Source organism: Paenibacillus sp. J2L1-98, assembly GCF_056269405.1.
The window spans coordinates 47,559-71,537 of sequence record NZ_JBWDNW010000019.1; the positions used below are offsets into that span (position 1 = coordinate 47,559).

Consider the following 23,979-nt stretch of genomic DNA (forward strand, 5'->3'; position numbering starts at 1 on the left):
TGAATAGACATGTTTAAACGCATATGGTTAGCTGCCTGGCTGATCAGCTTAATCATGCTGGTCTATATAGGGCGTCTTGCCTGGCTGCAGCTAATGCCGGGCAGCTCTTCGGCGGCCGTTCTTTCGCAGCAGGCTAGCCGCGGCGGCTGGCAAAGGCTGTCGGTTCAGCAGCGTCAGCGTAATTTGGTGCTGGATACCGGACGCGGCGATTTCTACGATCGTCATGGCGTACCTATTACAGGTGAAACCTATTCGGCTATCGCTCTTTTTCCTATCCGGAAGGAAATGCGGGGGCAAAAGGAGGACTTAACCAAGCTTAGCGGTTTGTTAGGCATAACAGAGGAAAAATTGCTGCAGAAGTGGGATGCTGTGCGGGAGCCTGTATTTTGGAAAGCTGACGGAGAGCAGCGTCCATTGCGTCTAACCGCTGCTCAAGCGAAGCGGATTAAGGAGCTGAAGTTAAATGGAATGCGCGTGCTTCCATACCGCAACCGGTATTTGCCGCAGTTTGAGGCTAAACATGTCATTGGCTTTACGAGCCAGCATCCGGAGTGGCTGCAAGCTGTTCATGCGCATGAGCTGGCAAGCGGCAAAAGAAAGCTTGCCGAGCAGGTTGGCGGCTCGGGGCTGGAGAAGTCGCTGGATAAGCTGCTGCACGGTGTAGGGGCTACCTCTGTCTCTTATTTCATAGATGGACAAAACGCACCGATGCATGGGCTTGATATGCGCATTACGCAGCCTGGCAACCGTTACTATCCGCTGAAGGCGGTTACGACCATCGATTTGAAGCTGCAAAATGAGATCGAAGACTACGTGGATGCGCAGGGCATGCAGGAGGGAGCGATCGTCGTGCTTGACACGAGCAATGCGGATATTGTCGCGATGGTGTCAAGACCGCAGCTAAAGCCGGGACAGTTCCAAAGCTCCGATGGCTCCGAATGGGCCAATCATGCGCTCAAGGCGGTAGCTCCCGGCTCGGTGTTCAAGCTGGTTACGGAGGCAGCCGCTTTAGAATCGGGAGCGGTAAACCGGCATGAAACGTTTTTTTGTAACGGCGAATACGGAAAATACGGCTTGTCCTGCTGGAAGGAAGGCGGCCATGGTCACGTGACGCTTGAGGAAGGACTAGCCCAATCATGCAACATTGTGTTTGCAACGATTGCGGAGCGGCTCAAGGCGTCCGAGCTGAAGCGTACCGCGGACGCGCTGGGCATAGGACGGCAGGCGGGCTGGCATCGTGAGGATGCCTTTGGACCGTTTGCAGCGCCGCTTCGTCTTCTGGAAGAGGAGGAGAGCGGGCAGCTGTTTGCGCCTGTCAGCAGCTTTAAGACTGGAGGCGAGTCAGGCGGCCATCCCGGAAAGCGGAGCGGAAAGCGGGAGGCAGCGCTGAAGGCGAGGGAGCAGGCCGCATTGCTGGAATCCGTCGATGGCGGCGTGCTCGCGCAGAGCGGGATTGGGCAGCGTGATGTAACGATGTCGCCGCTTCAGGCGGCAAATCTGATTGTGACGCTGCTGAATGAGGGGCGCGTGATGGAGCCGCGCCTTGTCAGTGAAATCCGCTATGCCAACGGCCAGCGGATGGTGAAGCTTCCCGCACAGCGTGCGCAAGCGATTCATGGCCGGATAAAGCCGGCCACCGCTCATGCGCTGCTGCGCGGCATGAAGGCGGTCGTCGACCATGGAACCGGTCGATCGATCCGCCAAGGGCTGTGGGCGGTAGCCGGCAAATCGGGCACCGCCGAAATGACCCGGGCCGGAATCGCCCGCAACAACCAGTGGTTTGCGGGCTACGGCCCGGTTAAAAAACCACGATACGCTATTGCTGTGCTCGTGGAAAACCAGCCGCCCGGCAGCGCGAATCAGGCGACCAAGCTCTTCCGCGGCGTCATGGACATCGCCGCCGCCTTACCGAGCGGCGATGGCAGCTAGCCCGGTAACCAAACGGTCGATCAGACACACTTGGTCAAGCCTCAACAAAATGCCTTTCAGAAATCACAAGAGCCATGTCTGCCGCAGCGAAATAATAATACGCTGCGGCAGACATGGCTCTTATTTCACCGTGAAAGGAGGCTGCACCTCCGCCGGGCGGTGTCAGACTCCTTCCACTTCCTTATCTGCCCGTTATTTCTTATCGTCTTCTTCACGCTTCGTCAGGCTTTCCACGTAGGATTCGGCTGGAGGATTATCGAATTCCCCAAGAGGCGCATGAATCCAGCGGTGGAAGTAGCCTTGATCGTACAGCGCCTTGATCAAGATCATAAGGATTGGCGATAAGATGACGCCGGATACGCCAAACAACGAGAGCGACACAATCATGAAAGCGAGCATCGTGAAGGCGGATACGCCTAAGGAGTCGCCTGTAATTTTAGGCTCAAGAATTTGGCGGGTGAGCACGACAGCTAGAAATAGCGCGGACAACCAGATCGCCAGCGTGATTTTGCCTACGATGATCAAATAAATAATCCATGGAATAAAGATGGTGCCGACGCCGAGCAGCGGCAAAATGTCGAAGATAGCGGATACGACCGCGATAACGAACGCATTTTCCACGCCGAGCAGCACAAGCGCGATCAAAATGACAAAAAAGGTGATGCTGATCATTTTTGCCTGAGCCTTAATGTAAAGCGCAATCCCTTTAAATACGTTGTTGCGAAGGAAGAAAAACGCATTCTTGAACGTATTCGGCGTTTTGTCCTCGGCTGTTTTTTTCCATGTCGTAATCTCGATGCTCAGGAAATAGGCTAATATAATGCCAACCACAAAATTAAAGACGAACGTGGAGAAGGACGAAACGTAACCGATTATGTTAACAAGCACCGTTTGTCCGAATTTAGTCAAAGTGGCCGATGCCCCTTCGATTAAATCTTTGGAGCGCTGAACGAGCTCGAGGTCGGCCGGCAGGGTGCCGAATCTTCTTTGCACCTCTTCGGTAATATTGGCAATTTGAGTGGCGAGTATTTCTTGATATTTCGGAAAATTCGCGACCAGCTCCGTCCCCTGCTTCGTCAGCAGATACGCGGCGCCGGAGAAGGCGGCCAGTATAATAAGCGTGAACAGCAGAACGGAAATGCCGGAGGCGATCGATTTCTTCATCCCCAGCTTGTTCAGCCGCCTCGCTAACGGTTCGATACATAAATAAATGAGGAAGGAAAAGAAAATAGGTGTCGCAATGCGGTACAAATAGCTGAAGGAATACATAATCAAATATACAGTGAGAGCAATTAGCGCGATGTCAAAGGCTGTTCGCCAGTACTTTTTGTAAAATGGAAGCATAGTCCTACTCCTTCTTTTTCTATATTCATATTTCCATAAAGATTGTACTATAGTTTTTAAAAAGATGCCTATTTTTTATTGCGGTATGCTACAATTAAAGCTATTGTTGTTGTTTTGTACCGCTATTTATTCGTCGACTAAATCATATAACGGTGGGGAAAACAAAATGGAAAATTTGCTGCTGTGGGGACTTTACGTCGTGACGTTCTATGCCTTTCTTCCAGGTCTCATTAGCCGGACCTTCGGCTTTCGCGTATTTAAGAAGGGGCGCGTGGAGAAGGAGATTTCCCTGACGTTTGATGACGGACCGGATCCAGTCTATACGCCGCAGCTGCTTGATCTGCTCGCACGCTACAATGCGAAAGCGACCTTTTTTGTCGTGGGCGCACATGCGGAGGGGCAGGAAGCGCTGCTGCAGCGAATGAAGGCAGAAGGTCACATTATCGGTATTCATAATTATGTTCATAAATCGAATTGGCTCATGCGCCCCCGGACAGTCAAGCGGCAAATCGAACGTACCATTGATATTATTGAGAATGCGACAGGCGAACGCTCGGTTTATTACCGGCCGCCCTGGGGGATCGTAAACGTATTCGATTATGCGAATCTGGGTTATTTGCAAATTATTTTATGGTCGGCCATGTTTGGCGATTGGCGTTTGCGCCTTGGTCCCGAGCGGTTGAAGAAGCGGATGATGAGGAAGCTGAGACCGGGCGAGGTTATGCTATTACATGATTGCGGCATGACTTTCGGGGCGGATAAGGATGCTCCAAAAAACATGCTTATCGCACTTGAAGCCTACTTAGAAGAAGGCATGAAACGGGGCTATCGTTTTGTCGGGATCAACGAAATGATGAAGCTGACCGATGCTGCGCGCGCAGTTCATTCTTCTATTTGGAAGAAGGCTGCCATTACGCTGTGGCTGCTGTGGGAAAGGACCTTTCATGTCATCTTCCGCTTAAAAACGGTTGGGGAAGCGAAGGATGCCGCATTTCATTATCGCGTGACGACATATAACGGCCAAGATATTGTATTTGCCGAAGGCGGCCGAGTAATGAAGGGCGACCGCGTCGCAGAATTACATTTTGATAACAAAAAACTGTCGGCGATTGCGGCGACCTCCAAATCGCCGGTAGCTACCGGCATCCGCATGCTTCGCGAAGTGGAGCAGGCACTGCCGCAGCTCGCCAACCAGCTGGCGGAAGATAACGAGGCGAATGATATTAAGGCGGTCTACGGCGTCACGATGATCCATCGCGGCGCTGACCGATTAGGTTTTGAAATATTCGAGCTGCCGGAAGGCCTGTTCGCGAAGTCGACGCGCATCTATTTGCGCATTCTGATTAGGGTTCTGACCAATACGCAGCAGACGGCAAAGGGCAAGAAAAGAAGAGAAACCATTTCACCGCGAATGCTGCTCATGCCTGTCGCAACGATAAGGCGGTATGCAACGGTGCAGCTGAACAAGATGCAAGAGGAAGCTGAGCGCATAAGCGATGCGGTGGAACGGACAATAAGCGCGGCAGCCGACGAAGCTGCGCAGCTGGGCACGAAAACAACAGCTATATAGCTATCATAAATGATTTAATCCATAGCAGCCGCTCAGGACATCATCCTAGAACGGCTGTTTTTCTATATTGAGGCCCTATACAACAGAGGAGCGCAGGCTGTATCCAGCTTGCACTCCTCTGTTTGCTAAAAATTAAGAATGTATAAATTTACTATTTATGCGCAGCTTATATTTCAAAGCGGAACGAGCCTTGTCCGTCCAAGGACGGAGTCAGCCGTTTACGCATGGCTAAGCTCAAATTACATTTTCATAACGCCGCCAGTGCTGGCGGAAGTTACAAGGTGAGCGTAACGGGCTAGATAGCCGCGTTTGATTTTAAGCTCGAAGCCTTTCCATTCGGAACGGCGTTTCTCGAATTCTTCGTCGCTGATCAGAAGATCCATTGTACGGTTGTTCATATCGATCTCGATGATATCCCCGTCTTGAACGAATGCGATCGGTCCGCCTTCAGCAGCTTCTGGCGATGCATGGCCGATGCTTATGCCGCGGGATGCGCCGGAGAAGCGTCCGTCTGTTACGAGCGCGACCTTCGCGCCTAGACCCATACCGACGATTTGGGATGTTGGTGCCAGCATTTCCGGCATGCCCGGGCCGCCGCGCGGTCCTTCGTATCGGATGACGACAACATGTCCTTCTTTAATTTTGCCGTTAGCGATGCCATGCAAAGCTTCGTCCTGAGAATCGAAGCAGATAGCAGGACCTTTGTGGTAGCCGCCAACTGATTTATCAACTGCGCCCGTTTTGATGATAGCGCCGTTAGGAGCAAGGTTACCGAACAATACAGCAAGACCGCCGCGTTCCGTATGCGGATTGTCAATCGTGCGGATGACGTCGGTATCTTGGATCTCACAGCCGATAACATTTTCGCGCAGCGTTTTGCCGGTAACGGTTATGCAGTCGCCGTGCAAAGCGCCCTCCTTCTTAAACAGCTCGTTAAGAACTGCGCTGACACCGCCCGCATTGTGTACATCTTCAATGTGGTAATCCGATGCAGGAGCGATCTTCGCAAGATGCGGAACGCGCTCAGCCACTTCGTTGATACGCTCAATCGGGTACTCGATACCAGCTTCATGCGCGATGGCAAGCGTGTGAAGAACCGTATTTGTGGAGCCGCCCATTGCCATATCAAGCGCGAAAGCATTGTCGATTGTATCTTTTGTAACGATATCACGCGGTTTAATGCCAAGCTCAATGATCTTCATAAGCTGGCGTGCCGCGTCTTTAACGAACTCTTTACGCTCTGGGGAAACGGCAAGAATCGTACCGTTGCCAGGCAATGCAAGTCCAAGGCCTTCAGCCAAACAGTTCATTGAGTTAGCTGTAAACATACCGGAGCATGATCCGCAAGTCGGACAACCGAATTGTTCAAGCTCCATCAGCTGATCGTCATTGATTTTGCCGGCTTGGTGAGCGCCTACGCCTTCGAATACGCTGGATAGCGAGATCGAACGGCCATCGGAGGTTTTACCTGCTTTCATTGGTCCGCCGCTGACAAGCATAGTCGGGATGTTGACGCGAAGCGCGCCCATAATCATGCCCGGTGTAATTTTGTCGCAGTTCGGAATGCAGACCATGCCGTCGAACCAGTGCGCGTTAACGACAGTCTCGATCGAATCGGCAATAATTTCACGGCTGGCAAGCGAGTAACGCATACCGATGTGGCCCATCGCAATGCCGTCGTCAACGCCGATTGTATTAAATTCGAAAGGAACGCCGCCCGCCTCGCGGATGGCTTCCTTAACCAGCTTGCCGAACTCCTGCAAGTGGACGTGACCAGGAATAATATCAATATACGAGTTACAAACCGCGATAAACGGCTTGTCGAAATCTTCCTCTTTTACGCCCGCGGCGCGAAGCAAGCTGCGGTGCGGTGCGCGGTCGAATCCTTTTTTGATCATATCAGAACGCATTCTTTTGGCCGCCATTTAAGTGCCCCCTATTTGCTTAAATAAATTCAATACTCTCGATTTTATCACAACGGACAAGCGTTGGCTATAACGCCGGCCGGTTATGCCATAACCTGTAAACGTTAAAAAATAATGAAGAATGATGTGAGCTTAGTGTCATTATGGCAAATGACGGATACGGCGATGAATAATCAATTGCACTTTGCTTCGTCTCGAGTCGCTGCGGGCACAAAAAGTGAATTTTGTCGATTTTAGTCGATTATTCCTACCTATTTAATCGTGTAAATATGATGTTAAATCCATAATGAACGATGGATGATTTTTCTGAATTGTTTGTTTTTGTGTAACAATATGTGACGCGGTAACATTTACTTACCATTATTTGCTGACTATAATGAAACTATTACGGGGAAAGAGGTGAAACAATGCAGTTGACCGAACGTGAAAAAGAAAAGCTGCTCATTACAATCGCTGCGGATTTGGCCAGACGTCGAATGAAACGCGGCGTGAAGCTTAATTATCCAGAAAGTGTAGCGCTCATCACCTCTGAAATTATGGAGGGCGCACGCGATGGCATGACGGTTGCGCAGCTAATGGAATTTGGAACGCAAATTTTAAAGGCCGAGCAGGTGATGCCCGGCATCCCGGAAATGATTCACGAGGTTCAGGTGGAAGCGACTTTCCCGGACGGGACGAAGCTCGTCACGATTCATTACCCGATTACGGGGTAGAAACGGCAAACGGTTATAAACGCTGGAAAGCGATAATGGTATATGAATGTGATAGGCCAGTACATAAGAGAGAGGAGCGCTTGCAGGATGATACCAGGTGAATATCGAACGGCTGCGGGTGAAATTGAATTAAACGCCGGGCGCCTGACGAAGCAGCTGATCGTCGTGAACACAGGCGATCGACCCGTTCAGGTAGGCTCTCATTATCATTTTTTCGAAGTGAACCGCGCCCTGAAATTTGACCGCGAGGCAGCGTTCGGCATGCGGCTGCACATTGCTGCGGGAACGGCGGTCCGTTTCGAGCCGGGCGAGGAGAAGCCCGTTACGGTCGTGGAGCTAGGCGGCGCGAAGCTTTCTTATGGATTAAACGGATTAAGCCGCGGGAAAGCAGAGGCAGGCGCAATGCCTGAAGCGGTTCGGGAGCGGCTGGCAGCTTGGGAGGGAGAGAACGCATGACCAAGATGGATCGGCGGAGCTATGCAGCTATGTTCGGACCGACGGCCGGCGATGCCGTTCGGCTGGCCGATACGGAGCTTTGGGCGGAGATTGAGCATGATTATACGGTTTACGGCGATGAATGCAAATTCGGCGGCGGCAAGGTAATACGCGACGGGATGGGACAATCGAGCGGCGCATTGCGCGATGAAGGCGTGTTGGACACGCTCATAACGAATGCGGTTATTATTGATCATTCCGGCATTGTGAAAGCGGATATCGGCATTAAGGACGGAATGATTGTCGGCATCGGCAAAGCGGGCAATCCGGATATTATGGATGGCGTGCATCCGAATATGATCGTTGGCGCGAGCACCGAGGTCATTGCCGGAGAAGGGAAAATCGTCACTGCCGGAGCTATCGATTCACATATTCATTTCATCTGCCCGCAGCAAATCGAGACGGCGCTCTCCTCCGGCGTAACGACGATGATCGGAGGCGGAACCGGACCGGCAACGGGGACGAACGCGACAACGGTAACGCCAGGCGCATGGCATATGCGCCGCATGCTGGAGGCAGCGGAACATTTTCCGATGAATATCGGTTTTACGGGGAAGGGCAATGCCTCATTTACCGCGCCGCTCATTGAGCAGATCGAAGCGGGAGCAATCGGACTGAAGCTGCATGAGGATTGGGGCACGACACCGGCAGCAATCGATGCCTGTCTGCAGGCGGCGGATCAGTATGACGTCCAGGTTGCCATCCATACGGATACATTAAACGAAGCGGGCTTTGTAGAGGATACGCTGGCCGCAATCGGCGGGCGGACGATTCATACCTACCATACAGAAGGCGCGGGCGGCGGCCATGCGCCGGATATTATCGTCGCGGCGGGCGAGCTGAATGTGCTTCCGTCTTCGACGAATCCAACGCGCCCCTTTACGATTAATACCATAGAAGAGCATTTGGATATGCTGATGGTTTGTCATCATTTGGACAGCAGCATACCGGAGGATGTCGCGTTCGCCGATTCGCGGATTAGGCCGGAGACGATTGCCGCAGAAGATATTTTGCATGATCTAGGCGTTTTCAGCATGATTAGCTCGGACTCGCAGGCGATGGGCCGTGTCGGGGAGGTTATTATTCGGACATGGCAGACGGCTGACAAAATGAAAAAGCAGCGCGGACCGCTATCGCCGGATAACGGGCAGCACGATAATTTCCGTATTAAACGCTACATTGCGAAATATACGATAAATCCGGCTGTCACTCACGGTATCTCTCATCTGGTCGGCTCGCTGGAAGCAGGTAAATTCGCCGATCTCGTCATTTGGAATCCGATGTTTTTTGGCGTCAAGCCGGATCTCGTATTGAAGGGCGGCAGCATCGCATTCGCACAAATGGGCGATCCTAACGCCTCGATTCCGACGCCGCAGCCGGTATTTGGCCGTCCAATGTTCGCTTCCTTCGGTAAGCTGGTGTATAACAGCTCGATCACGTTTGTTTCGCAGGCAGCCTTCGAGCGCGGAATCGCCAAGGAACTGGGGCTCCAGAAGCGAATTGAACCGGTGAAGGGCTGCCGTTCGGTGACAAAGAAAGATATGATCCATAACGATGCGACGCCAAAGCTTGAGGTGGATCCTGAAACCTACCATGTTATGGTGGACGGGGAGCATGTGACATGCGAGCCGGCGGAGGTGCTGCCGATGGCGCAGCGGTATTTCTTGTTCTAGCTAAGGTTACGGCCTCAGAAGACAGGAGGGGCAAACGTAAATGAATGATCAGGTTAGATGGCTGGCCATGCAGCAGCTGCTGGACTCGGCTCTTCCGATCGGAGGCTTCTCGCATTCGTTCGGTCTGGAGACGATGGTTCAGGATGGCAGGATGAACAACTCCAGCCAGCTTTACGCTTATGCTTCCGCTATGCTGCTGCAAAGCTGGGCGAGCTCGGATGCAATGGTCATCAAGGCGGTTTACCGGGATGCTCCGCAAGCGGATTGGGAGCGGCTTTGGTCGGTTGAAAGGTTTGTCCATTTACAGAGAGTCGCATCGGAAACCCGCAGCGGAGTGGAGAAAATGGGGCGCCGCCTGCTTCAGCTGGCATCGGCCATTCATCCTCAGCTGGATTGGCCGCCGCTGACGGAGGCGATGCGCGCCGGTAAATGCTTCGCATCCCATCCGCTTACGCACGGCTATGCCTGCTGGCTGCTGGGCGTATCGGAGGAGCGGGCGATACAGGGTTATTTTTATACATGTATCGTAACCTGCGTGAATAGCGCGCTTCGTCTGATGTCGATGGGACAGACGGAGGGACAATCACTAATTGCAAGACTTATGCCTTTAACGGAAGAAGCGCTTAAGGTCGCGGAGGAGCTGGAGCCGGAAGACGCATACTCCAATATGCCGATGGCGGAGATGGCGATGATGCGCCACGAACGCTTATATTCGAGATTATTTATGTCTTAACTATTGAAATGGAGGAATGACAATGTGCCAAGGACAAGGGCATTCACATCAGGAGTGGGAATGTAAGACGATAGATAGCACGAGACCGATCCGCATCGGGATAGGCGGTCCGGTCGGCTCCGGCAAGACGGCGCTTGTTGAGCGGTTGACGCGCGAGCTTCATACGAAGTACAGCGTAGCCGTCATTACAAACGACATTTATACGAAGGAAGACGCCCGGATTTTGTTCAACACAGGTGTGCTGCCTGAGGAACGCATTATCGGGGTGGAGACGGGCGGCTGTCCGCATACGGCAATTCGCGAGGATGCCTCGATGAACTTTGAAGCCATTGAGGAGCTGGAGCGCCGTTTCGACAACTTGGATTTGATCTTTATCGAGAGCGGCGGCGACAACTTGGCTGCAGCGTTCAGCCCCGAGCTCGTCGACCGGTTTATTTATATTATCGACGTGGCCCAGGGAGAGAAAATTCCGCGTAAGGGCGGCCCTGGCATCATGCGCTCGGACTTGCTCGTCATTAACAAAATCGATCTGGCGCCTTATGTGGGTGCGAGCCTTGAGGTGATGGAGGCTGATACGGTGAAGATGCGCGGCGGCCGTCCTTTTGTATTTTCCAACTTGTTCGGCGGCGACGGCGTGGACGAGATCGTAAGCTGGCTTACGCATGAGGTAGCTCATGCGCGCGGTACAGAACATTCGCATGTCATCCAGCTGTCCAGCATCCCTCCTGAGCACCGTCACTCCGCTTCTTAATGGAGCGTACGCGAACTGTAGAGTACGGAAACGGGCCGCAAGCAAAAATTTCCGTGCTGCGCGCTTCCTTCGCAAGCCGGCGCGGGCAAACGATACTCGAAAATAAATACCATACCGCACCGGTCAAAATAGCAAAAGCTTTTCCGCTGGACGGTCAGCTCGGTGTCATCGTCATGGACGTATCGCCGGGTCTGCTGGACGGCGACAGCTATGAGCTGGAATGGACGTCGGAGCAAGGCTCCCATGTCATGATTACGAACCAATCGTACATGAAGGTGCATCCGAGCATGCCGGGCGGAGGCTCCCGGGTGCAGCAGACGTTCACGCTTGAGGAGAATGCGGTCGTCGAGCATATGCCGGAACCGGTTATGCTTTACAAGGATGCTTCGTTTCGGAACGAGACGCTGGTGCATTTGAAGGCAGGCTCTGCATGGCTGCAGGCCGATGTGCTTTGTCCCGGCCGTACGCTCCGAGGCGAGCGGTTCGATTACCGCTCTTATTGTAATATGCTTAAGGTTTATTACGGCGGGGAGCTCATTTTCTCGCAGCGGCAGCGGATCGAGCCGGTTAAGCAAGCTATTCCTGCCCCGGGCTGCTGGGACGAAATGACTCACTGGGCAACCTTTTATATCTTTTCTGACCGCGTGAATGGCGCTCATCTGGAGCAGCTTCAGGAGAAGCTGGACGGCTTCTCCTCTCCTGAGCACCCCATTGTTGCAGGAGCGTCGCTGACGCACCGGTTCGGGATTGCGGTGTCCGCTGCATCGACAGCCGCTTGGCCGCTGCAGCAGCTTATGAAGGAGCTGTGGCAGACGGCGCGCAAAGGCTTGCTCGACAAGCCTCCGCTGCGCTTTTTGCAGGGATGACGGCAGCAGCGTGGTGCATCGTAGGCTAAGCGCTTCCTAATCAAACAAAATCCAGCTCTTGGCGCTTGTCAAAGTGACGGATTTATGGGGCGAAAAGGTCAACCAACATCCAGTGGTTGGCCTTTTTGAGCTGCATACTGCGGGGAATTGCATATTTCTACAGAAGAAAATTAGTTAAACTTTTGAATGAACGTTATAATATGAAAGCTGAGGTTATCAGAAATAAAAGTTAAGGTTGGTGATCGCTTGGAAGCTTCAAGTACGGAAAGGCTGGAGTTAATGAGGCGTCTGGACGAATCGTTTCGCCAGGTGCGCAGACAAATAAATGCCGAATGGAACACCTATAACGTGCATGGCCTGGGGATGACGCATGGAAAAATGCTTATTATTTTAGAGGAAACGGGCGCGCAGAAGGCATCGGCAATGGCCGACCAGCTGCAAATTACGAGCGGAGGCGTTACCGGCATTGCGGACCGACTTATCGAGCTTGGCTATGTGAAGCGGGAGCGGGGCGAACAGGACCGGCGTGTGGTAATGCTGGATATAACGGAAGAAGGATTAAAGATCGTAAAACTCATCGAGACGATACGCTCGAAAATGATGCATAAGCTCTTCGACGGGATGTCGGTCGCGGATATGGAGATTGGGCTTAAGCTCTTTGAGCAGATGAGCAGAAATATGGAATTGGATGTTACAAATTCGTGACCTTTTATACAATTTATTTTTAATGAAATAAATATGGTGTAGAATAAACATGAAATTTGACTTCGCAAAACAGGTTGACAAATTCCGATAAAACAACTAGGATTAAAGGGGATTTATGCATATTATTGTTTAGGGGAGATCATGATGAAAAAAGCAATTGCTTTAGCGGTTTCGTTGATTTTGATGGTTGCGATTGTCGCAGCTTGCGGATCTAACAAAAATAACGCAGGGAACGCGGCAAATAACGCAGCAGGCGATAAAGCTGAAAAGAAAAAAATCGCGCTTGTGCTGCCTGAAAAAATCGGCGTTAACAAGTTTTTCGTATTGATGGATGAAGGCTTCAAAAAGGCCGGCGCGGAATTCGGCGCTGAAGTGAAAACGATCGAATCGACCGATCCTGCCGGTTTTGAACAAAACCTGCGCGCAACGGTAGCGGAAGATTATGATTTGATAATTACGGCAACCTTCCAAGCAGAGGATGCGCTAAAAAAAGTAGCAGCCGAAAATCCGGACAAGCCTTTCGCGATCATTGATACTGTCGTTGATCTGCCGAACGTTCGCAGCGTAAACTTCCGTGAGCAAGAAGCTTCCTACCTGATGGGAGCACTTGCCGGCCTTGCCACAAAAACGAACATCGTTGGAGCTGTCGTGGCTATGGACGCTCCGCTGCTTAGCAAATATACTTCCGGCTTCGAGCAGGGCTTGAAAAGCACAAATCCGGACGCTCAATTCCTTATCAACTATGTAGGAAGCTTTACGGATCCGGTTAAAGGCAAAGAGCTTGCACTGCTTCAGCAATCCAAAGGAGCTGACTATATCGCAGGTATGGCGGCAGTCGGCGATAACGGCGTATTCGAAGCGGCGAAGGAAAAAGGCTTCTTCACTTCCGGCCAAGATACGGACCGTACAGACGAGGATCCGGAGCATATCGTTCTTTCGCAATTGAAAGGTACGGATGCAGTAGCTTACGAAACGGTAAAAAGCTTTGTTGAAGGCAGCTTCGCATACGGTGTAGCAGACTACGGCTTGAAGGAAGGCGGCGTAGGCTTAACATTCGTAACAAAAGACACGGATACGACGCTTAACCCGTTCATCGGCCAAGAAAATGTCGATAAAGTAAAAGCTATTGCCGAAGATATTAAATCTGGTAAAATCGTTGTAGTAAACCCGCTAGCCCAATAGAATGACAGGCCGGCTGCTACCCATGCAGCCGGTTTGCTTGTTGCATGGAAGCTTCCTCTGCTTTGGAGGAAGTCGTTTTTTTTGTTATACGGCAATAAAAGGAGAGGAGCGTTTGTATGTTGCTGCAAATGGACAGCATTACGAAATCATACGGAAGCGTAACGGCGAACAGCCAGGTACAGTTTTCGCTGCAAAGAGGAGAAATTCATGCCTTAGTCGGCGAAAACGGCGCTGGAAAAACGACGCTGATGCGCATTTTATACGGAATGGAAAGTCCGACAAGCGGCGAGATCCGACTGGATGGCAAGCCGGTTGCGTTTGCGAGCCCTGCCGATGCGATCAAGCATAAAATCGGAATGGTACACCAGCATTTTATGCTGTTCCCGACGTTTACAATCGCCGAAAATATTGTGATCGGACGCGAGCCCTCCAAAGGAGCAGGCTTCGATCGAAAGGCTGCTGCCGGGCAAGCGGAACGGCTTGGCAAGCTATACGGCATGCCGGTAGATCCTTGGAAAAAGGTTGCGGATTGCTCATTAGGCATGCAGCAGCGCGTTGAAATATTAAAGGTGCTGTATCAGGGAGCCGAGGTTATCATTTTGGATGAACCAACCGGCGTCTTAACGCCGCTGGAGGTGAAGGAACTGCTGGCCGCGATCAAAGGATTAGCGGCGCAGGGCAAGAGCTTTGTCCTTATCAGTCACAAGCTGCAGGAAATTATGGAAGTCGCCGACCGGATTACCGTGCTGAGGGACGGCAAGGTGACAGGAACCGTCGACGCGAAGAACACGAATGCGGAACAGTTGTCGCGGCTCATGGTTGGCCGGGATTTGGTACATATATCTCGGAATGAGGCCAGAGCAGGCAAGCCTGTGCTTGAGGTATCGAATTTGTCAATGAAAGGCGGCAAAACGAAGCCGCTGCTGAACGGCGTCAGCCTTCAGGTGAATGAAGGGGAAATTGTCGGCGTCGCCGGCATATCGGGGAACGGCCAATCGGAGCTTATTCAAACGATTTCCGGTCTTATGAAGCCGGATTCAGGCAGGATTATGCTGCTTGGACAGGATGTAACCGGCGCGCCGGTTGGAGCCATACGCGAGCGCGGTCTTGCTCATATTCCAGAGGACCGCTATCAATGGGGCGTTGCTAAGGATGCGACGGTCACTGAGAACGGCTTGATGGGACATGCAGGAGAGCATCAGAAATTCGGCGTTCTGAACGGAAAGAGCATCCGTCAAATGATAGGCGAATGGGTAACCCGATTCGGTATAAAAACGGGCTCCTTGTCTACAAAGGCTCAGTTTTTGTCCGGTGGAAATCTTCAGAAGCTGATCGTTGCCCGCGAGCTTGCGCAGAAGTCGCCGTTTCTTATTGCCGCAGAGCCGACGCGGGGAGTCGATGTCGGTGCGATGGAAATTATACATGGCGAGCTTTTGAAGAAGCGGGATGAACGAGGCGCGATTTTGCTCATTTCCTCGGAGCTGACGGAAATATTGAAGCTGTCGGATCGGATTTTAGTCATGTACGAGGGGCAGATCGTAGGCGAGCTGGACTCGGACACGGCTACAGAGGAACAAATTAGTTTGCTAATGGCGGGAGGAAAAGCGGTTGGATAAGCTGATACAATTCGGACGTTCGCTGATGCAGCCGCTCTTGGCTGTCATCGTAGGCCTGGCAGCCGGAGCGATCGCCATCGTAATCGTCGGGGGATCCGTCGTAGATACGTACGCGGAAATGTGGAAGGGTGCCTTCGGCAGTTTTTACTTCTTTACGAATACGTTAAGCCGGGCTACACCTATTATTTTGATCGGGCTTGGAGTAGCTCTTGCCTTTCGCGCCGGATTTTTTAATATGGGCTCGGAAGGACAAATGGTATTAGGCGCGCTTAGTGCCGCTGTAACGGCCATCTATCTGCCAGGACCCGGCTCGTTTAAACTTATTGCGGCTATAATTGCCGGCATTATTTCCGGGGGGATATGGTCGGCCTTCGCAGGCTGGCTGGATGCCAGGTTCCGAATGAATTTACTCATCACAACGTTATTGCTCAATTACATTGCTGTGCTCTTCGCAGGCTACACCGTATCGTACCCGCTTAAGGATCGGACAGGCTCTGCTGCGATGGCGCAAACCGTCATGATCGATCAAAGCGTTTGGCTGCCTAAGCTGTTTAAAGGGATGAGCCTTCACGGCGGATTTATTATTGCTGCGGTTTGTGCGGTGCTGCTGTTCTTGTTTATGCGCTACACCGTAAAAGGCTATGAAATCAGAATGCTGGGCGGCAATCCGTTATTCGCAAGCTACGGAGGCGTGCAGCGGGGCAAAATGATGCTGCTGAGCATGTTCGCAAGCGGCGGCTTTGCCGGACTGGCAGGCTCCGTCGAGGTGCTCGGCACGCAGTACCGTTATTTGGACGGGGCGTTAACGACACCGGGTTATGCGTGGTCGGGCATTATGGCGACGCTGCTTGCCGGATCGCATCCGCTCGGTACGGCATTCGCCGCTATTCTGCTGGCTGCACTGCAAACCGGCGGAATGGGCATGGAGCGAAACACGGAGGTTCCGCTGGAGGTATCGAGCATTATTCAAGCGGTGCTCATTTTGTTCGTCTCGGCTAAATTCACTTATTCGTTCATTAAACGCAGGAAGGCGAGGTCATAATATGGAATTTTTATTGGATGTCTCGCTGTTTGCCTCGACGCTTCGCATGGTTACGCCAATTTTGCTTGCGGCACTCGGCGGCGCGATATGCGCGCGAGTCGGCTTGTTTAACGTAGGCCTGGAAGGCTTAGTGCTGATCGGAGCTTTCTCTGCCATCGTGGGTAACCACTTTTCGGGAAATGTGTTTGCCGCGGTTTTATTTGCGGTGTTGTGTTCGCTATTATTTTCTATCTTGTTCGGCTATATGAGTATTCATCTGAAAGCAAATGTTATCGTCGTAGGTATTGCGCTCAACTTTCTGGCGCTTGGACTAACGACCTTCTCGCTGCGCGCGATCTTTGATGTCAAAGGCGCATACTACAATAAGGATATGGTTGGACTTCCGAAATGGGATATCCCGGTGCTTAAGGATATTCCATGGCTTGGAGAGGTGCTGTCAGGCCATTCGCCGCTCGTTTATTTATCTCTATTGCTTGTAATTGCACTGCAGCTGTTTCTATTCAAAACGGTTACCGGCTTCCGATTGCTTGCTGCCGGCGAGAATCCGACGGCCGCGAAGAGCCTTGGCATTAAAGTGTCCCGCATCCAATATGGCGCAGTGCTGATGTGCGGCGTATTATGCGGGCTGGCGGGCGCGCAGCTGTCGCTTGGCAATGTTACGATGTTTACCGAAGGCATGACATCGGGAAGAGGGTTCATCGCGCTCGTTGCGACGATGCTCGGCCAATCCAATCCGATTGGCGTTGCCGCTTCCAGCCTGCTATTCGGTTTTATGGACGCGCTCAGCATCAGGCTGCAGGGCTTTGCCCTGCCGACTCATTTTACGATGATGCTGCCGTATATCGTAACGATTGCCGCTATGTTATTTTTTAAGGACAAAGGGTATATGCAGGAAGCACGCAAATCGAACGAAAGCTCCAGATAAAGCATCGAAGGCCGGGTAACAATTGCTTTTCATTTACAGCGAAATTAGATGGAATTTGGAGGTATACAGCATGCATAAAAAAGCAGAGCGTCTGAAGAAAGCGGCTGCGGTTAGACAGGCGGAGGTTGCCCCTGAGCTTGCGCTCCGGGTGCCGCCGGGTCAAACGGTGACGGAACGGTTTCCGATCCTGCATGAAGGGGATGTGCCTCTTTATGATATAAACAGCTGGTCGCTGCGGGTGTTCGGCGAGGTGGAGGAGGAGCGCGCGTTCAGCTTCGGGGAGCTGCTCGCTCTGCCGCAAACGAAGACCGTATGCGATATCCACTGCGTTACCCGCTGGTCGAAGCTGGATACGGAGTGGGAAGGCATAAAGTTCAAGGATTTACTGCCTTTGCTTGGAGTAAAGCCGGAAGCTAAATATGTGATGATTCACGCAGATGAGGATTATGATACGAATTTGCCGTTAGAGGATATGCTGTATGATAATGTGCTGCTCGCGCATCGATTTGACGGAGAGCCATTGACCGATAAGCATGGCTGGCCGATGCGCCTGCTCGTTCCGCATTTATATTTTTGGAAGAGCGCGAAGTGGATTACGGGCATTGAATTCATGAAGGAGGACCGCGAAGGCTTCTGGGAGCGCAATGGCTTTCATAACTATGCGGATCCGTTTAAGGAGCAGCGCTTCAGCAGCGATGAGAATTCGATGCCTGAGGATGAATGGATGAAGAAGGAGTTTGATTAACAGATGCTGCCTATACTACAAGTAAATCCGGAAGATTTGCCGGCTTATGCAATCGTGTGCGGCGATCCGCGGCGTGCAGAAGCCATTTCACACCGGTTGAATAATGTAAGAGAGCTTGCGTTTGCCCGCGAATACCGGACGTTCGTAGGTGATTTTGAAGGGGTGCATATTGCGATAGTAAGCCATGGCGTAGGCTCGCCCGGAGCGGCCGTTTGCTTTGAGGAGCTTATTCGCGGAGGCGTCAAGACACTCATTCGCGTCGGTACGGCCGGCTCTTATTCGGCCGAGCACCCGGCGGGAAGCCTTATCGTAAGCACCGCTGCCGTGCGTGCGGAAGGCCTTACGCATCAGCTCGTGCCGGCGGGCTTTCCGGCCGTTGCGGACAGCGAGGTTACCGAAGCGCTGTACGAGACTGCTCTGGAGAGCGAAGGCATCGTGAAAAAAGGTATTACGGTAACGCTGGACGTGTTTTTCTCCGGCGTTGTGGACATTCCGCATCGTCAATACAAGCAGGCGGGAGCGCTTGCCGTTGAGATGGAGATTGCGGCATTGTATGTCATTGCGTCGCTGCGCGGAGTACGCGCCGGAGCGATTTTGGCGCTGGATGGCTATGCCGATGCTGATTTGGCAGGCGAGTACGATCCGCATACGGATGTTGTCGCCAAAGCGGTTGAGCGGGAAATCGAGACGGCACTGCGCGCAGTGGCTAAGCTCGCATCCGTGTCACACAACTAGTTGCTGAGCAAGGGGGAGACAGCTCGTGAGCGGAACGCTGTTCAAGCAAGAGTGGCTGGAGGGAGATTTGTACCCGCATGTGTTTGCTTGTTACTTTAAGCAGTGGGCAGATTATACGATGACCTCTCACACACATGATTCGATAGAAATTATGTATGTCATATCCGGGGCCTGCGGCATCGGGCTGGAGGCGACTGCAACTGCAGCAGCTTGCGAAATGACGCTTAAGAAGGGTGATTTTATTATTCTGGATGCGAATGTTCCTCATCGGCTTACCGTTGACGAGCGGGGCCCTTGCCGGATGCTTAACGTTGAATTTGATTTTAGGGAGCGCCGGGCAGCGTTTCCTTCTATGCGGCAGCTTGCCTTGGAGGACGAATTTGTGGCTGGATTGATCACAGAGCCGTCCTCTTATTTGTTATTGCGCGATCCCAGCGAGGTGTATCAGGTGCTTAAAAGCTTAGTGCTTGAGCTGGATAGCCGCGGCAAACGCATCAATATTAAGGCGGAGCTGCTGTTTGCCCAGCTGATTTTGGCCATTGCGCGTTTACACTATGAGTCTTGCGCACATGGCGTAAATCCCGCAGATCTCTATGTGAAGCAAACCATCGAATTTATGCATCATAACTATGACCGCGACATTCAGGTGAAGGATATTGCGGCGGCCGTTAGCCTGCATCCAGGTTATTTGCACCGTGTATTCCGCGCTCAGCTGGGCAAAACGATAACGAGTTATTTAACGGAGCTGCGAATGGAGAAGGCGAAAATGCTGCTGCGCGAGACGGATATCGCAATCGCCGACATTTGTGATTATGTCGGCGTCGGGAGCCGGCAATATTTCCACGCCATGTTCAAAAAGTATACGAGCCAGACTCCGATTGCTTACCGTAACTCGGTTGATACGCAAACTTTGGACAGCCGCGGCCAAACCGAGATCAACAAAAGTGACGATTTCTGACACTGTGAAAGACAGTTGGTCACTATATTGATAACGCTTCCGATTTATCGTTGCTACAATGTAGAAGAGATTAAACGACTCTATCTGACGATAAGCGGAGGCTGATTGGCATGTCTACTTTTAAAATTACGTTTATAGGCGCCGGCTCGATCGGGTTTACGCGCGGCTTGCTGCGCGACCTACTTGCGGTACCTGAATTTCAAACCATCGAAGTTGCTTTTACGGATATTAATGCGCATAACCTGGAGATGGTAACCGCACTTTGCCAGCGCGATATTCATGAGAATGGCTTGTCTATCCGGATCCAATCGACAACCGACCGGCGCGAGGCTCTAAAGGATGCGAAGTACGTAATTTGTACAATTCGCGTAGGCGGTCTTGAAGCGTTCGCAACCGATGTGGATATTCCGCTCAAATACGGCGTTGACCAATGCGTAGGCGATACGCTGAGCGCCGGCGGCATCATGTACGGGCAGCGGGGCATCGCCGAGATGATGAACATTTGCCGTGACATTCGGGAGGTTGCTGCGGAGGATGTGATGCTGCTCAACTATGCAAACCCGATGGCAATGATGACTTGGGCCTGCAACAAGTATGGCGGCGTGCGGACGATTGGATTATGTCACGGCGTGCAGGGCGGGCATTGGCAAATTGCCGAGGCATTCGGGCTGAAGCAGGAGGAAGTCGATATTGTTTGCGCGGGCATTAACCATCAAACGTGGTATATTCAAATTAAAGATAACGGCGAGGACCTGACCGGCAAGCTGCTGGACGCATTCGAGAAGCATCCGGACTTTAGCCGCACCGAGAAGGTGCGCATCGACATGCTGCGCCGCTTCGGCTATTACAGCACCGAATCGAACGGACATCTGAGCGAATATGTGCCTTGGTACCGCAAGCGTCCGGAGGAAATTAACGACTGGATCGATTTGAGCTCATGGATAAACGGAGAAACAGGCGGCTATTTGCGCGTATGCACGGAGGGGCGCAATTGGTTCGAGACCGATTTTCCAAACTGGATGAAGGATCCGGCAAATGAATTCAAGAGCGAGCTGCGCAGCCATGAGCATGGCTCTTATATTATCGAAGGGCTGGAAACCGGCAGAATTTACCGCGGACACTTTAACGTGGAAAATAAAGGGGTCATCGCCAACCTGCCTAACGACGCCATCATCGAAGCGCCGGGCTACGTCGACCGCAACGGCATTTCGATGCCAACCGTTGGCGAGCTGCCTCTTGGTGCAGCAGCCGTGTGCAATGTAAGCATTTCCGTACAGCGCCTTGCTGTAGAGGCAGCCATTCATGGCGACGATAAGCTGCTGCGGCAGGCGTTTATGATGGATCCGCTCGTCGGCGCCGTATGCAATCCGAATGAAATTTGGCAAATGGTCGATGAAATGCTTGTGGCGCAGGAGCAGTGGCTGCCGCAATATACGGAGTCCATCGCCGCAGCCAAGAAGCGTTTAGCTGAAGGTCCGCTGCTTCCAACGCGAGATTACGAAGGCGCAGCCCGTCTTAAGGTGAAGACGGTAGAGGAGATGCAGCAGGACCGGGAAGCCGCGAACAAAAATGCGGGCGAATCGGATAAAGGGAAGGAACGCGTTTAACGAGCAGCGTATTTGAGCTCGATGGGCTCGAGTCTCGTTGCTGGCGGACTCCAAGCGGGAGGCCCAAATTTTTTGAGATAGCCGAGCGTGTTCAAATAACCGTCTACCGGCTTCTCCTCGTCCATTTTGCGGAATATTTCCCAGCAGGCGATGACGTCGTTCAGCGCACGGTGGCCGCCGATCAGAGGGATGCCGTAGCGATCCGACATATCCTTCAGCGTATGCGGATAGACATGCCGCGCGCGACTAATTGTCAGCGTATCAATAAAGCTGTTGGTAAACGATCGGCCGGCGATTCGAAGCAGGGAATGGTGCAGGAAGCCAAGGTCGAATGCAGCATTGTGAGCGATCAAGATGTTATCGCCAAGCATCCGGTTTAAAATACGGAATGCGGTATCCTCGTCCATACCTGCAGCGGTCATTTCGTCGGTAATGCCGGTCAGCTCCGTTATTTTGGCGGACAGCTTGCCGTCATAACGGACAAGCGTGCTGAATTCACTCGCGATTTCGCCGTTAACACAGCGGATTGCCGCCATTTCAATGACACGATCCTTCTTTGGATCGAGTCCGCTCGTCTCAAAATCGATTACGGTATAGGAATAAGAAGTCATAGATGATTCACCACTTTTTCTAGTCATAATATGTTGTCTCTTACGCTAATAATTCGATAAAAAATAAAAATAACCTTTTATTGCCCATAAGAAATAACCCATTACCGCAGCTTAATAAGCGGGTAATGGGTCATTTGCGTTTATGCCGGACTGCCTTGTTCGGTTAGTGGTTATTGCCGGAACCGTTGCTTTTTTTATCGGATGATTTTGTCGTCGTGTTTTTTGTCGCGTGACCTTGCTGCTTTGCCATGGTGCAATTCCCTCCTTTTCGAAGTGATGACTGTAGTTTGTGATGAGAGGGCAGCTTGCTATACGTATGTATTTTAGTTATTTGTTCGTTTAAAGCGATAAAGCCCTTCACCCTAACATTTTCAAGTCGAGCTTGTAAGTCTAATCATGCGAACAAAGGCCAAAAACAAAGAATACGTTTACTTGGCTGCTTCATATGAGAGGATAGCGGCTATTTTGAAGGAGAGAGCGCTTTCTTGAGTCGCGGATATAAGGTTTCCGTATGATAAAATAAATAAAAAGAAAACGTTATCCAGTTGAGAAACAACGGGGGATGCAGCAAATGCGGACGGAGACGAGATTTTGGACCAGATTGAATCTGATGAAGAGTACGCCGCTTCCAGCTGAAAGCAGGCTGGGCAAGGAAGCTGTCACTGCATTAATTATTCACTGCTGTTTTCAGTTCGGCGCATCGATGTCAGGCTTGTTCCTCAATTTATATTTGTGGAGGCTGACACAGGATTTAACGGTTAACGGGATGTATAACATCGTTGTCTTTTTACTGACGCCGCCTGCTTTCGCGCTCGGAGGCTGGATCGCGAAGCGGAGTGACCGAATGGTTACCTACCGGCTGGGCATCGTTATGATAGCCGTCTTTTATTTAATGGTCGTCATTGCCCAGGAGCATGTTGCACAATATTACATATGGTTTGCCATTTTTAACGGGGTTGCGGCAGGACTTTACTGGACCGGTTACTTAGTTATTCAATACGATGTTTCGACTGAAGCAAACCGGATAAGGTTTCTCGCGATCAATATGATCGTATTCAATGCATCGGGGCTTGCCGGACCGGCGCTTGCCGGATTCATCATTCAACGCAATGAGGGGCTGCAGGGTTATGTTTTTATTTTCACGCTCGCGTTTGTTATGTTCCTTATTGCTGCGGTCGTCAGTTTTCGCATTCCGATGGTCCCCTCCCATCACAAAGCTTATTATTTAAAGTTTATGGGACTTGTGATGAACAAAAACCGGCGCTGGCTGAAGGCGTTGTACAGCTTCTTCGTGCTTGGTCTTTTCCAGGGTATCATGCTGTTTCTGCCGAACATTATGCTGTATCAAACGGTCGGCCGTGAGGATTGGGTAGGGTACTTGGGCGTTTTCTTCTCTTCGCTTACCGTCGCTACCGGCTACGTCATTTCCAGAAAAGCGCAAAAGGAGCAAGTGCGCAAATATGTTCTGCTTTCAACGACAGGCGTTGTGATCGGTTCAGCGCTGCTGCTATTCCAAGTTGCGTTTTGGTCGGTCGCCGTCTTTATGATTTTGTTCTCGATCTGTAATCCGCTGGCGGTCAATACGCTAACCTCCTATTACTATCGGTTAATCGGCACGCTGCCGCTTAAAGGGCAGCTCCGGGTAGAATCGGTCGTCATGAGGGAGCTTTTCCTTAACGCGGGAAGGGTACTGTCTATTTCTTTACTCATCCTGCTGGCAGGCGGTTTGCAATCCATCTGGCTGCCGGTTGTTTTGTTCACGATGGCCGTACTGCAATACATATCCGTATTTTTGATAAAGGAGAAGCAGTGCGCGGAGCAGGAATAACGGGAAAATATATCAAATAGCTCAAG

At 51.7% G+C, this 23,979-nt stretch carries 21 protein-coding genes; 18 read left to right on the top strand and 3 right to left on the bottom strand.

The features are described 5' to 3' along the window. Positions 1–9 precede the first annotated feature (9 nt). Positions 10–1,929: a peptidoglycan D,D-transpeptidase FtsI family protein gene (locus AC0YNZ_RS24400; protein WP_475829088.1), complete on the top strand. Its 1,920-nt coding sequence runs from the start codon at positions 10–12 to the stop codon at positions 1,927–1,929. A gap of 192 nt (positions 1,930–2,121) precedes the next feature. Here the strand turns inward: AC0YNZ_RS24400 and ytvI are convergent, their stop codons facing one another. Then, entirely contained in the window at positions 2,122–3,273 is a 1,152-nt protein-coding gene (gene ytvI, locus AC0YNZ_RS24405) for a sporulation integral membrane protein YtvI (protein ID WP_475829089.1), read from the bottom strand. Positions 3,274–3,439: 166 nt separating this feature from the next. Between ytvI and AC0YNZ_RS24410 the strand changes: the two genes are divergently transcribed. Beyond that, positions 3,440–4,843 carry a polysaccharide deacetylase family protein gene (locus AC0YNZ_RS24410; RefSeq protein WP_475829090.1) on the top strand — a complete coding sequence of 468 codons (1,404 nt, stop codon included), beginning with the start codon at positions 3,440–3,442 and terminating at the stop codon, positions 4,841–4,843. A 239-nt stretch (positions 4,844–5,082) separates the two neighbouring features. On the opposite strand, the gene ilvD is transcribed toward AC0YNZ_RS24410, so the two are convergent. Beyond that, positions 5,083–6,768, bottom strand: a complete 1,686-nt coding sequence (gene ilvD, locus AC0YNZ_RS24415) for a dihydroxy-acid dehydratase (protein ID WP_475829091.1) — start codon at positions 6,766–6,768, stop codon at positions 5,083–5,085. 407 nt (positions 6,769–7,175) lie between these two features. Between ilvD and AC0YNZ_RS24420 the strand changes: the two genes are divergently transcribed. The 15 genes from AC0YNZ_RS24420 (at position 7,176) to melA (ending at position 21,514) form a co-directional block, all read left to right on the top strand. Further along, on the top strand, positions 7,176–7,481 hold the full coding sequence (locus tag AC0YNZ_RS24420) for an urease subunit gamma (protein WP_110771574.1): 306 nt from the start codon (positions 7,176–7,178) through the stop codon (positions 7,479–7,481). Between the two features lie 87 nt (positions 7,482–7,568). After that, positions 7,569–7,937, top strand: a complete 369-nt coding sequence (locus tag AC0YNZ_RS24425; protein ID WP_110771575.1) for an urease subunit beta — start codon at positions 7,569–7,571, stop codon at positions 7,935–7,937. Further along, on the top strand, positions 7,934–9,649 hold the full coding sequence (gene ureC / locus AC0YNZ_RS24430) for an urease subunit alpha (RefSeq protein ID WP_475829092.1): 1,716 nt from the start codon (positions 7,934–7,936) through the stop codon (positions 9,647–9,649). The genes AC0YNZ_RS24425 and ureC overlap by 4 nt, the downstream gene beginning before the upstream one ends. Positions 9,650–9,689: 40 nt before the next feature. Next, positions 9,690–10,382 (top strand): urease accessory protein UreF, encoded by a 693-nt coding sequence (locus tag AC0YNZ_RS24435; protein WP_475829093.1) that lies wholly within the window; start codon positions 9,690–9,692, stop codon positions 10,380–10,382. A gap of 22 nt (positions 10,383–10,404) precedes the next feature. Beyond that, on the top strand, positions 10,405–11,133 hold the full coding sequence (gene ureG / locus AC0YNZ_RS24440; RefSeq protein WP_475829094.1) for an urease accessory protein UreG: 729 nt from the start codon (positions 10,405–10,407) through the stop codon (positions 11,131–11,133). Further along, positions 11,133–11,999 (top strand): urease accessory protein UreD, encoded by an 867-nt coding sequence (locus AC0YNZ_RS24445; protein WP_475829095.1) that lies wholly within the window; start codon positions 11,133–11,135, stop codon positions 11,997–11,999. The genes ureG and AC0YNZ_RS24445 overlap by 1 nt, the downstream gene beginning before the upstream one ends. 246 nt (positions 12,000–12,245) lie before the next feature. Next, positions 12,246–12,704: a MarR family winged helix-turn-helix transcriptional regulator gene (locus AC0YNZ_RS24450; protein ID WP_475829096.1), complete on the top strand. Its 459-nt coding sequence runs from the start codon at positions 12,246–12,248 to the stop codon at positions 12,702–12,704. A gap of 144 nt (positions 12,705–12,848) precedes the next feature. Beyond that, entirely contained in the window at positions 12,849–13,886 is a 1,038-nt protein-coding gene (locus AC0YNZ_RS24455; protein ID WP_475829141.1) for a BMP family lipoprotein, read from the top strand. Positions 13,887–14,002: 116 nt separating this feature from the next. Continuing rightward, positions 14,003–15,502 carry an ABC transporter ATP-binding protein gene (locus tag AC0YNZ_RS24460; protein ID WP_475829097.1) on the top strand — a complete coding sequence of 500 codons (1,500 nt, stop codon included), beginning with the start codon at positions 14,003–14,005 and terminating at the stop codon, positions 15,500–15,502. Between the two features lie 25 nt (positions 15,503–15,527). Beyond that, positions 15,528–16,544, top strand: a complete 1,017-nt coding sequence (locus tag AC0YNZ_RS24465) for an ABC transporter permease (RefSeq protein WP_475829142.1) — start codon at positions 15,528–15,530, stop codon at positions 16,542–16,544. Position 16,545: 1 nt separating this feature from the next. Next, the gene (locus tag AC0YNZ_RS24470; RefSeq protein WP_475829098.1) at positions 16,546–17,469 is read left to right on the top strand and encodes an ABC transporter permease; all 924 of its coding nucleotides are present in this window, start codon (positions 16,546–16,548) and stop codon (positions 17,467–17,469) included. A gap of 70 nt (positions 17,470–17,539) precedes the next feature. Continuing rightward, positions 17,540–18,214, top strand: a complete 675-nt coding sequence (locus tag AC0YNZ_RS24475) for a sulfite oxidase-like oxidoreductase (protein WP_475829099.1) — start codon at positions 17,540–17,542, stop codon at positions 18,212–18,214. Between the two features lie 3 nt (positions 18,215–18,217). Beyond that, positions 18,218–18,949 (top strand): nucleoside phosphorylase, encoded by a 732-nt coding sequence (locus AC0YNZ_RS24480; RefSeq protein WP_475829100.1) that lies wholly within the window; start codon positions 18,218–18,220, stop codon positions 18,947–18,949. 25 nt (positions 18,950–18,974) lie between these two features. Further along, complete coding sequence (locus AC0YNZ_RS24485; protein ID WP_475829101.1) at positions 18,975–19,907, top strand: AraC family transcriptional regulator; 933 nt, start codon at positions 18,975–18,977, stop codon at positions 19,905–19,907. A 110-nt stretch (positions 19,908–20,017) separates the two neighbouring features. Next, positions 20,018–21,514: an alpha-galactosidase gene (gene melA, locus AC0YNZ_RS24490; RefSeq protein ID WP_475829102.1), complete on the top strand. Its 1,497-nt coding sequence runs from the start codon at positions 20,018–20,020 to the stop codon at positions 21,512–21,514. Here the strand turns inward: melA and AC0YNZ_RS24495 are convergent. Continuing rightward, the gene (locus AC0YNZ_RS24495; RefSeq protein ID WP_475829103.1) at positions 21,511–22,152 is read right to left on the bottom strand and encodes a 3'-5' exonuclease; all 642 of its coding nucleotides are present in this window, start codon (positions 22,150–22,152) and stop codon (positions 21,511–21,513) included. The genes melA and AC0YNZ_RS24495 overlap by 4 nt on opposite strands. Before the next feature lie 544 nt (positions 22,153–22,696). On the opposite strand from AC0YNZ_RS24495, the gene AC0YNZ_RS24500 reads away from it, so the two are divergent. Then, on the top strand, positions 22,697–23,953 hold the full coding sequence (locus AC0YNZ_RS24500) for an MFS transporter (RefSeq protein ID WP_475829104.1): 1,257 nt from the start codon (positions 22,697–22,699) through the stop codon (positions 23,951–23,953). Positions 23,954–23,979 lie beyond the last annotated feature (26 nt).

What these genes read in the sequence shown, in the direction of transcription:
- AC0YNZ_RS24455 (WP_475829141.1), top strand. Translation starts at nt 12,849, where the DNA reads ATGAAAAAAGCAATTGCTTTAGCGGTTTCGTTGATTTTGATGGTTGCG.
- AC0YNZ_RS24475 (WP_475829099.1), top strand. Translation starts at nt 17,540, where the DNA reads ATGCATAAAAAAGCAGAGCGTCTGAAGAAAGCGGCTGCGGTTAGACAG.
- AC0YNZ_RS24425 (WP_110771575.1), top strand. Translation starts at nt 7,569, where the DNA reads ATGATACCAGGTGAATATCGAACGGCTGCGGGTGAAATTGAATTAAAC.
- AC0YNZ_RS24410 (WP_475829090.1), top strand. Translation starts at nt 3,440, where the DNA reads ATGGAAAATTTGCTGCTGTGGGGACTTTACGTCGTGACGTTCTATGCC.
- AC0YNZ_RS24420 (WP_110771574.1), top strand. Translation starts at nt 7,176, where the DNA reads ATGCAGTTGACCGAACGTGAAAAAGAAAAGCTGCTCATTACAATCGCT.
- AC0YNZ_RS24500 (WP_475829104.1), top strand. Translation starts at nt 22,697, where the DNA reads ATGCGGACGGAGACGAGATTTTGGACCAGATTGAATCTGATGAAGAGT.
- AC0YNZ_RS24445 (WP_475829095.1), top strand. Translation starts at nt 11,133, where the DNA reads ATGGAGCGTACGCGAACTGTAGAGTACGGAAACGGGCCGCAAGCAAAA.
- AC0YNZ_RS24465 (WP_475829142.1), top strand. Translation starts at nt 15,528, where the DNA reads ATGCAGCCGCTCTTGGCTGTCATCGTAGGCCTGGCAGCCGGAGCGATC.
- ytvI (WP_475829089.1), bottom strand. Translation starts at nt 3,273, where the DNA reads ATGCTTCCATTTTACAAAAAGTACTGGCGAACAGCCTTTGACATCGCG.
- AC0YNZ_RS24435 (WP_475829093.1), top strand. Translation starts at nt 9,690, where the DNA reads ATGAATGATCAGGTTAGATGGCTGGCCATGCAGCAGCTGCTGGACTCG.
- AC0YNZ_RS24480 (WP_475829100.1), top strand. Translation starts at nt 18,218, where the DNA reads ATGCTGCCTATACTACAAGTAAATCCGGAAGATTTGCCGGCTTATGCA.
- AC0YNZ_RS24470 (WP_475829098.1), top strand. Translation starts at nt 16,546, where the DNA reads ATGGAATTTTTATTGGATGTCTCGCTGTTTGCCTCGACGCTTCGCATG.
- melA (WP_475829102.1), top strand. Translation starts at nt 20,018, where the DNA reads ATGTCTACTTTTAAAATTACGTTTATAGGCGCCGGCTCGATCGGGTTT.
- ureC (WP_475829092.1), top strand. Translation starts at nt 7,934, where the DNA reads ATGACCAAGATGGATCGGCGGAGCTATGCAGCTATGTTCGGACCGACG.
- AC0YNZ_RS24495 (WP_475829103.1), bottom strand. Translation starts at nt 22,152, where the DNA reads ATGACTAGAAAAAGTGGTGAATCATCTATGACTTCTTATTCCTATACC.
- AC0YNZ_RS24400 (WP_475829088.1), top strand. Translation starts at nt 10, where the DNA reads ATGTTTAAACGCATATGGTTAGCTGCCTGGCTGATCAGCTTAATCATG.
- ureG (WP_475829094.1), top strand. Translation starts at nt 10,405, where the DNA reads ATGTGCCAAGGACAAGGGCATTCACATCAGGAGTGGGAATGTAAGACG.
- ilvD (WP_475829091.1), bottom strand. Translation starts at nt 6,768, where the DNA reads ATGGCGGCCAAAAGAATGCGTTCTGATATGATCAAAAAAGGATTCGAC.
- AC0YNZ_RS24460 (WP_475829097.1), top strand. Translation starts at nt 14,003, where the DNA reads ATGTTGCTGCAAATGGACAGCATTACGAAATCATACGGAAGCGTAACG.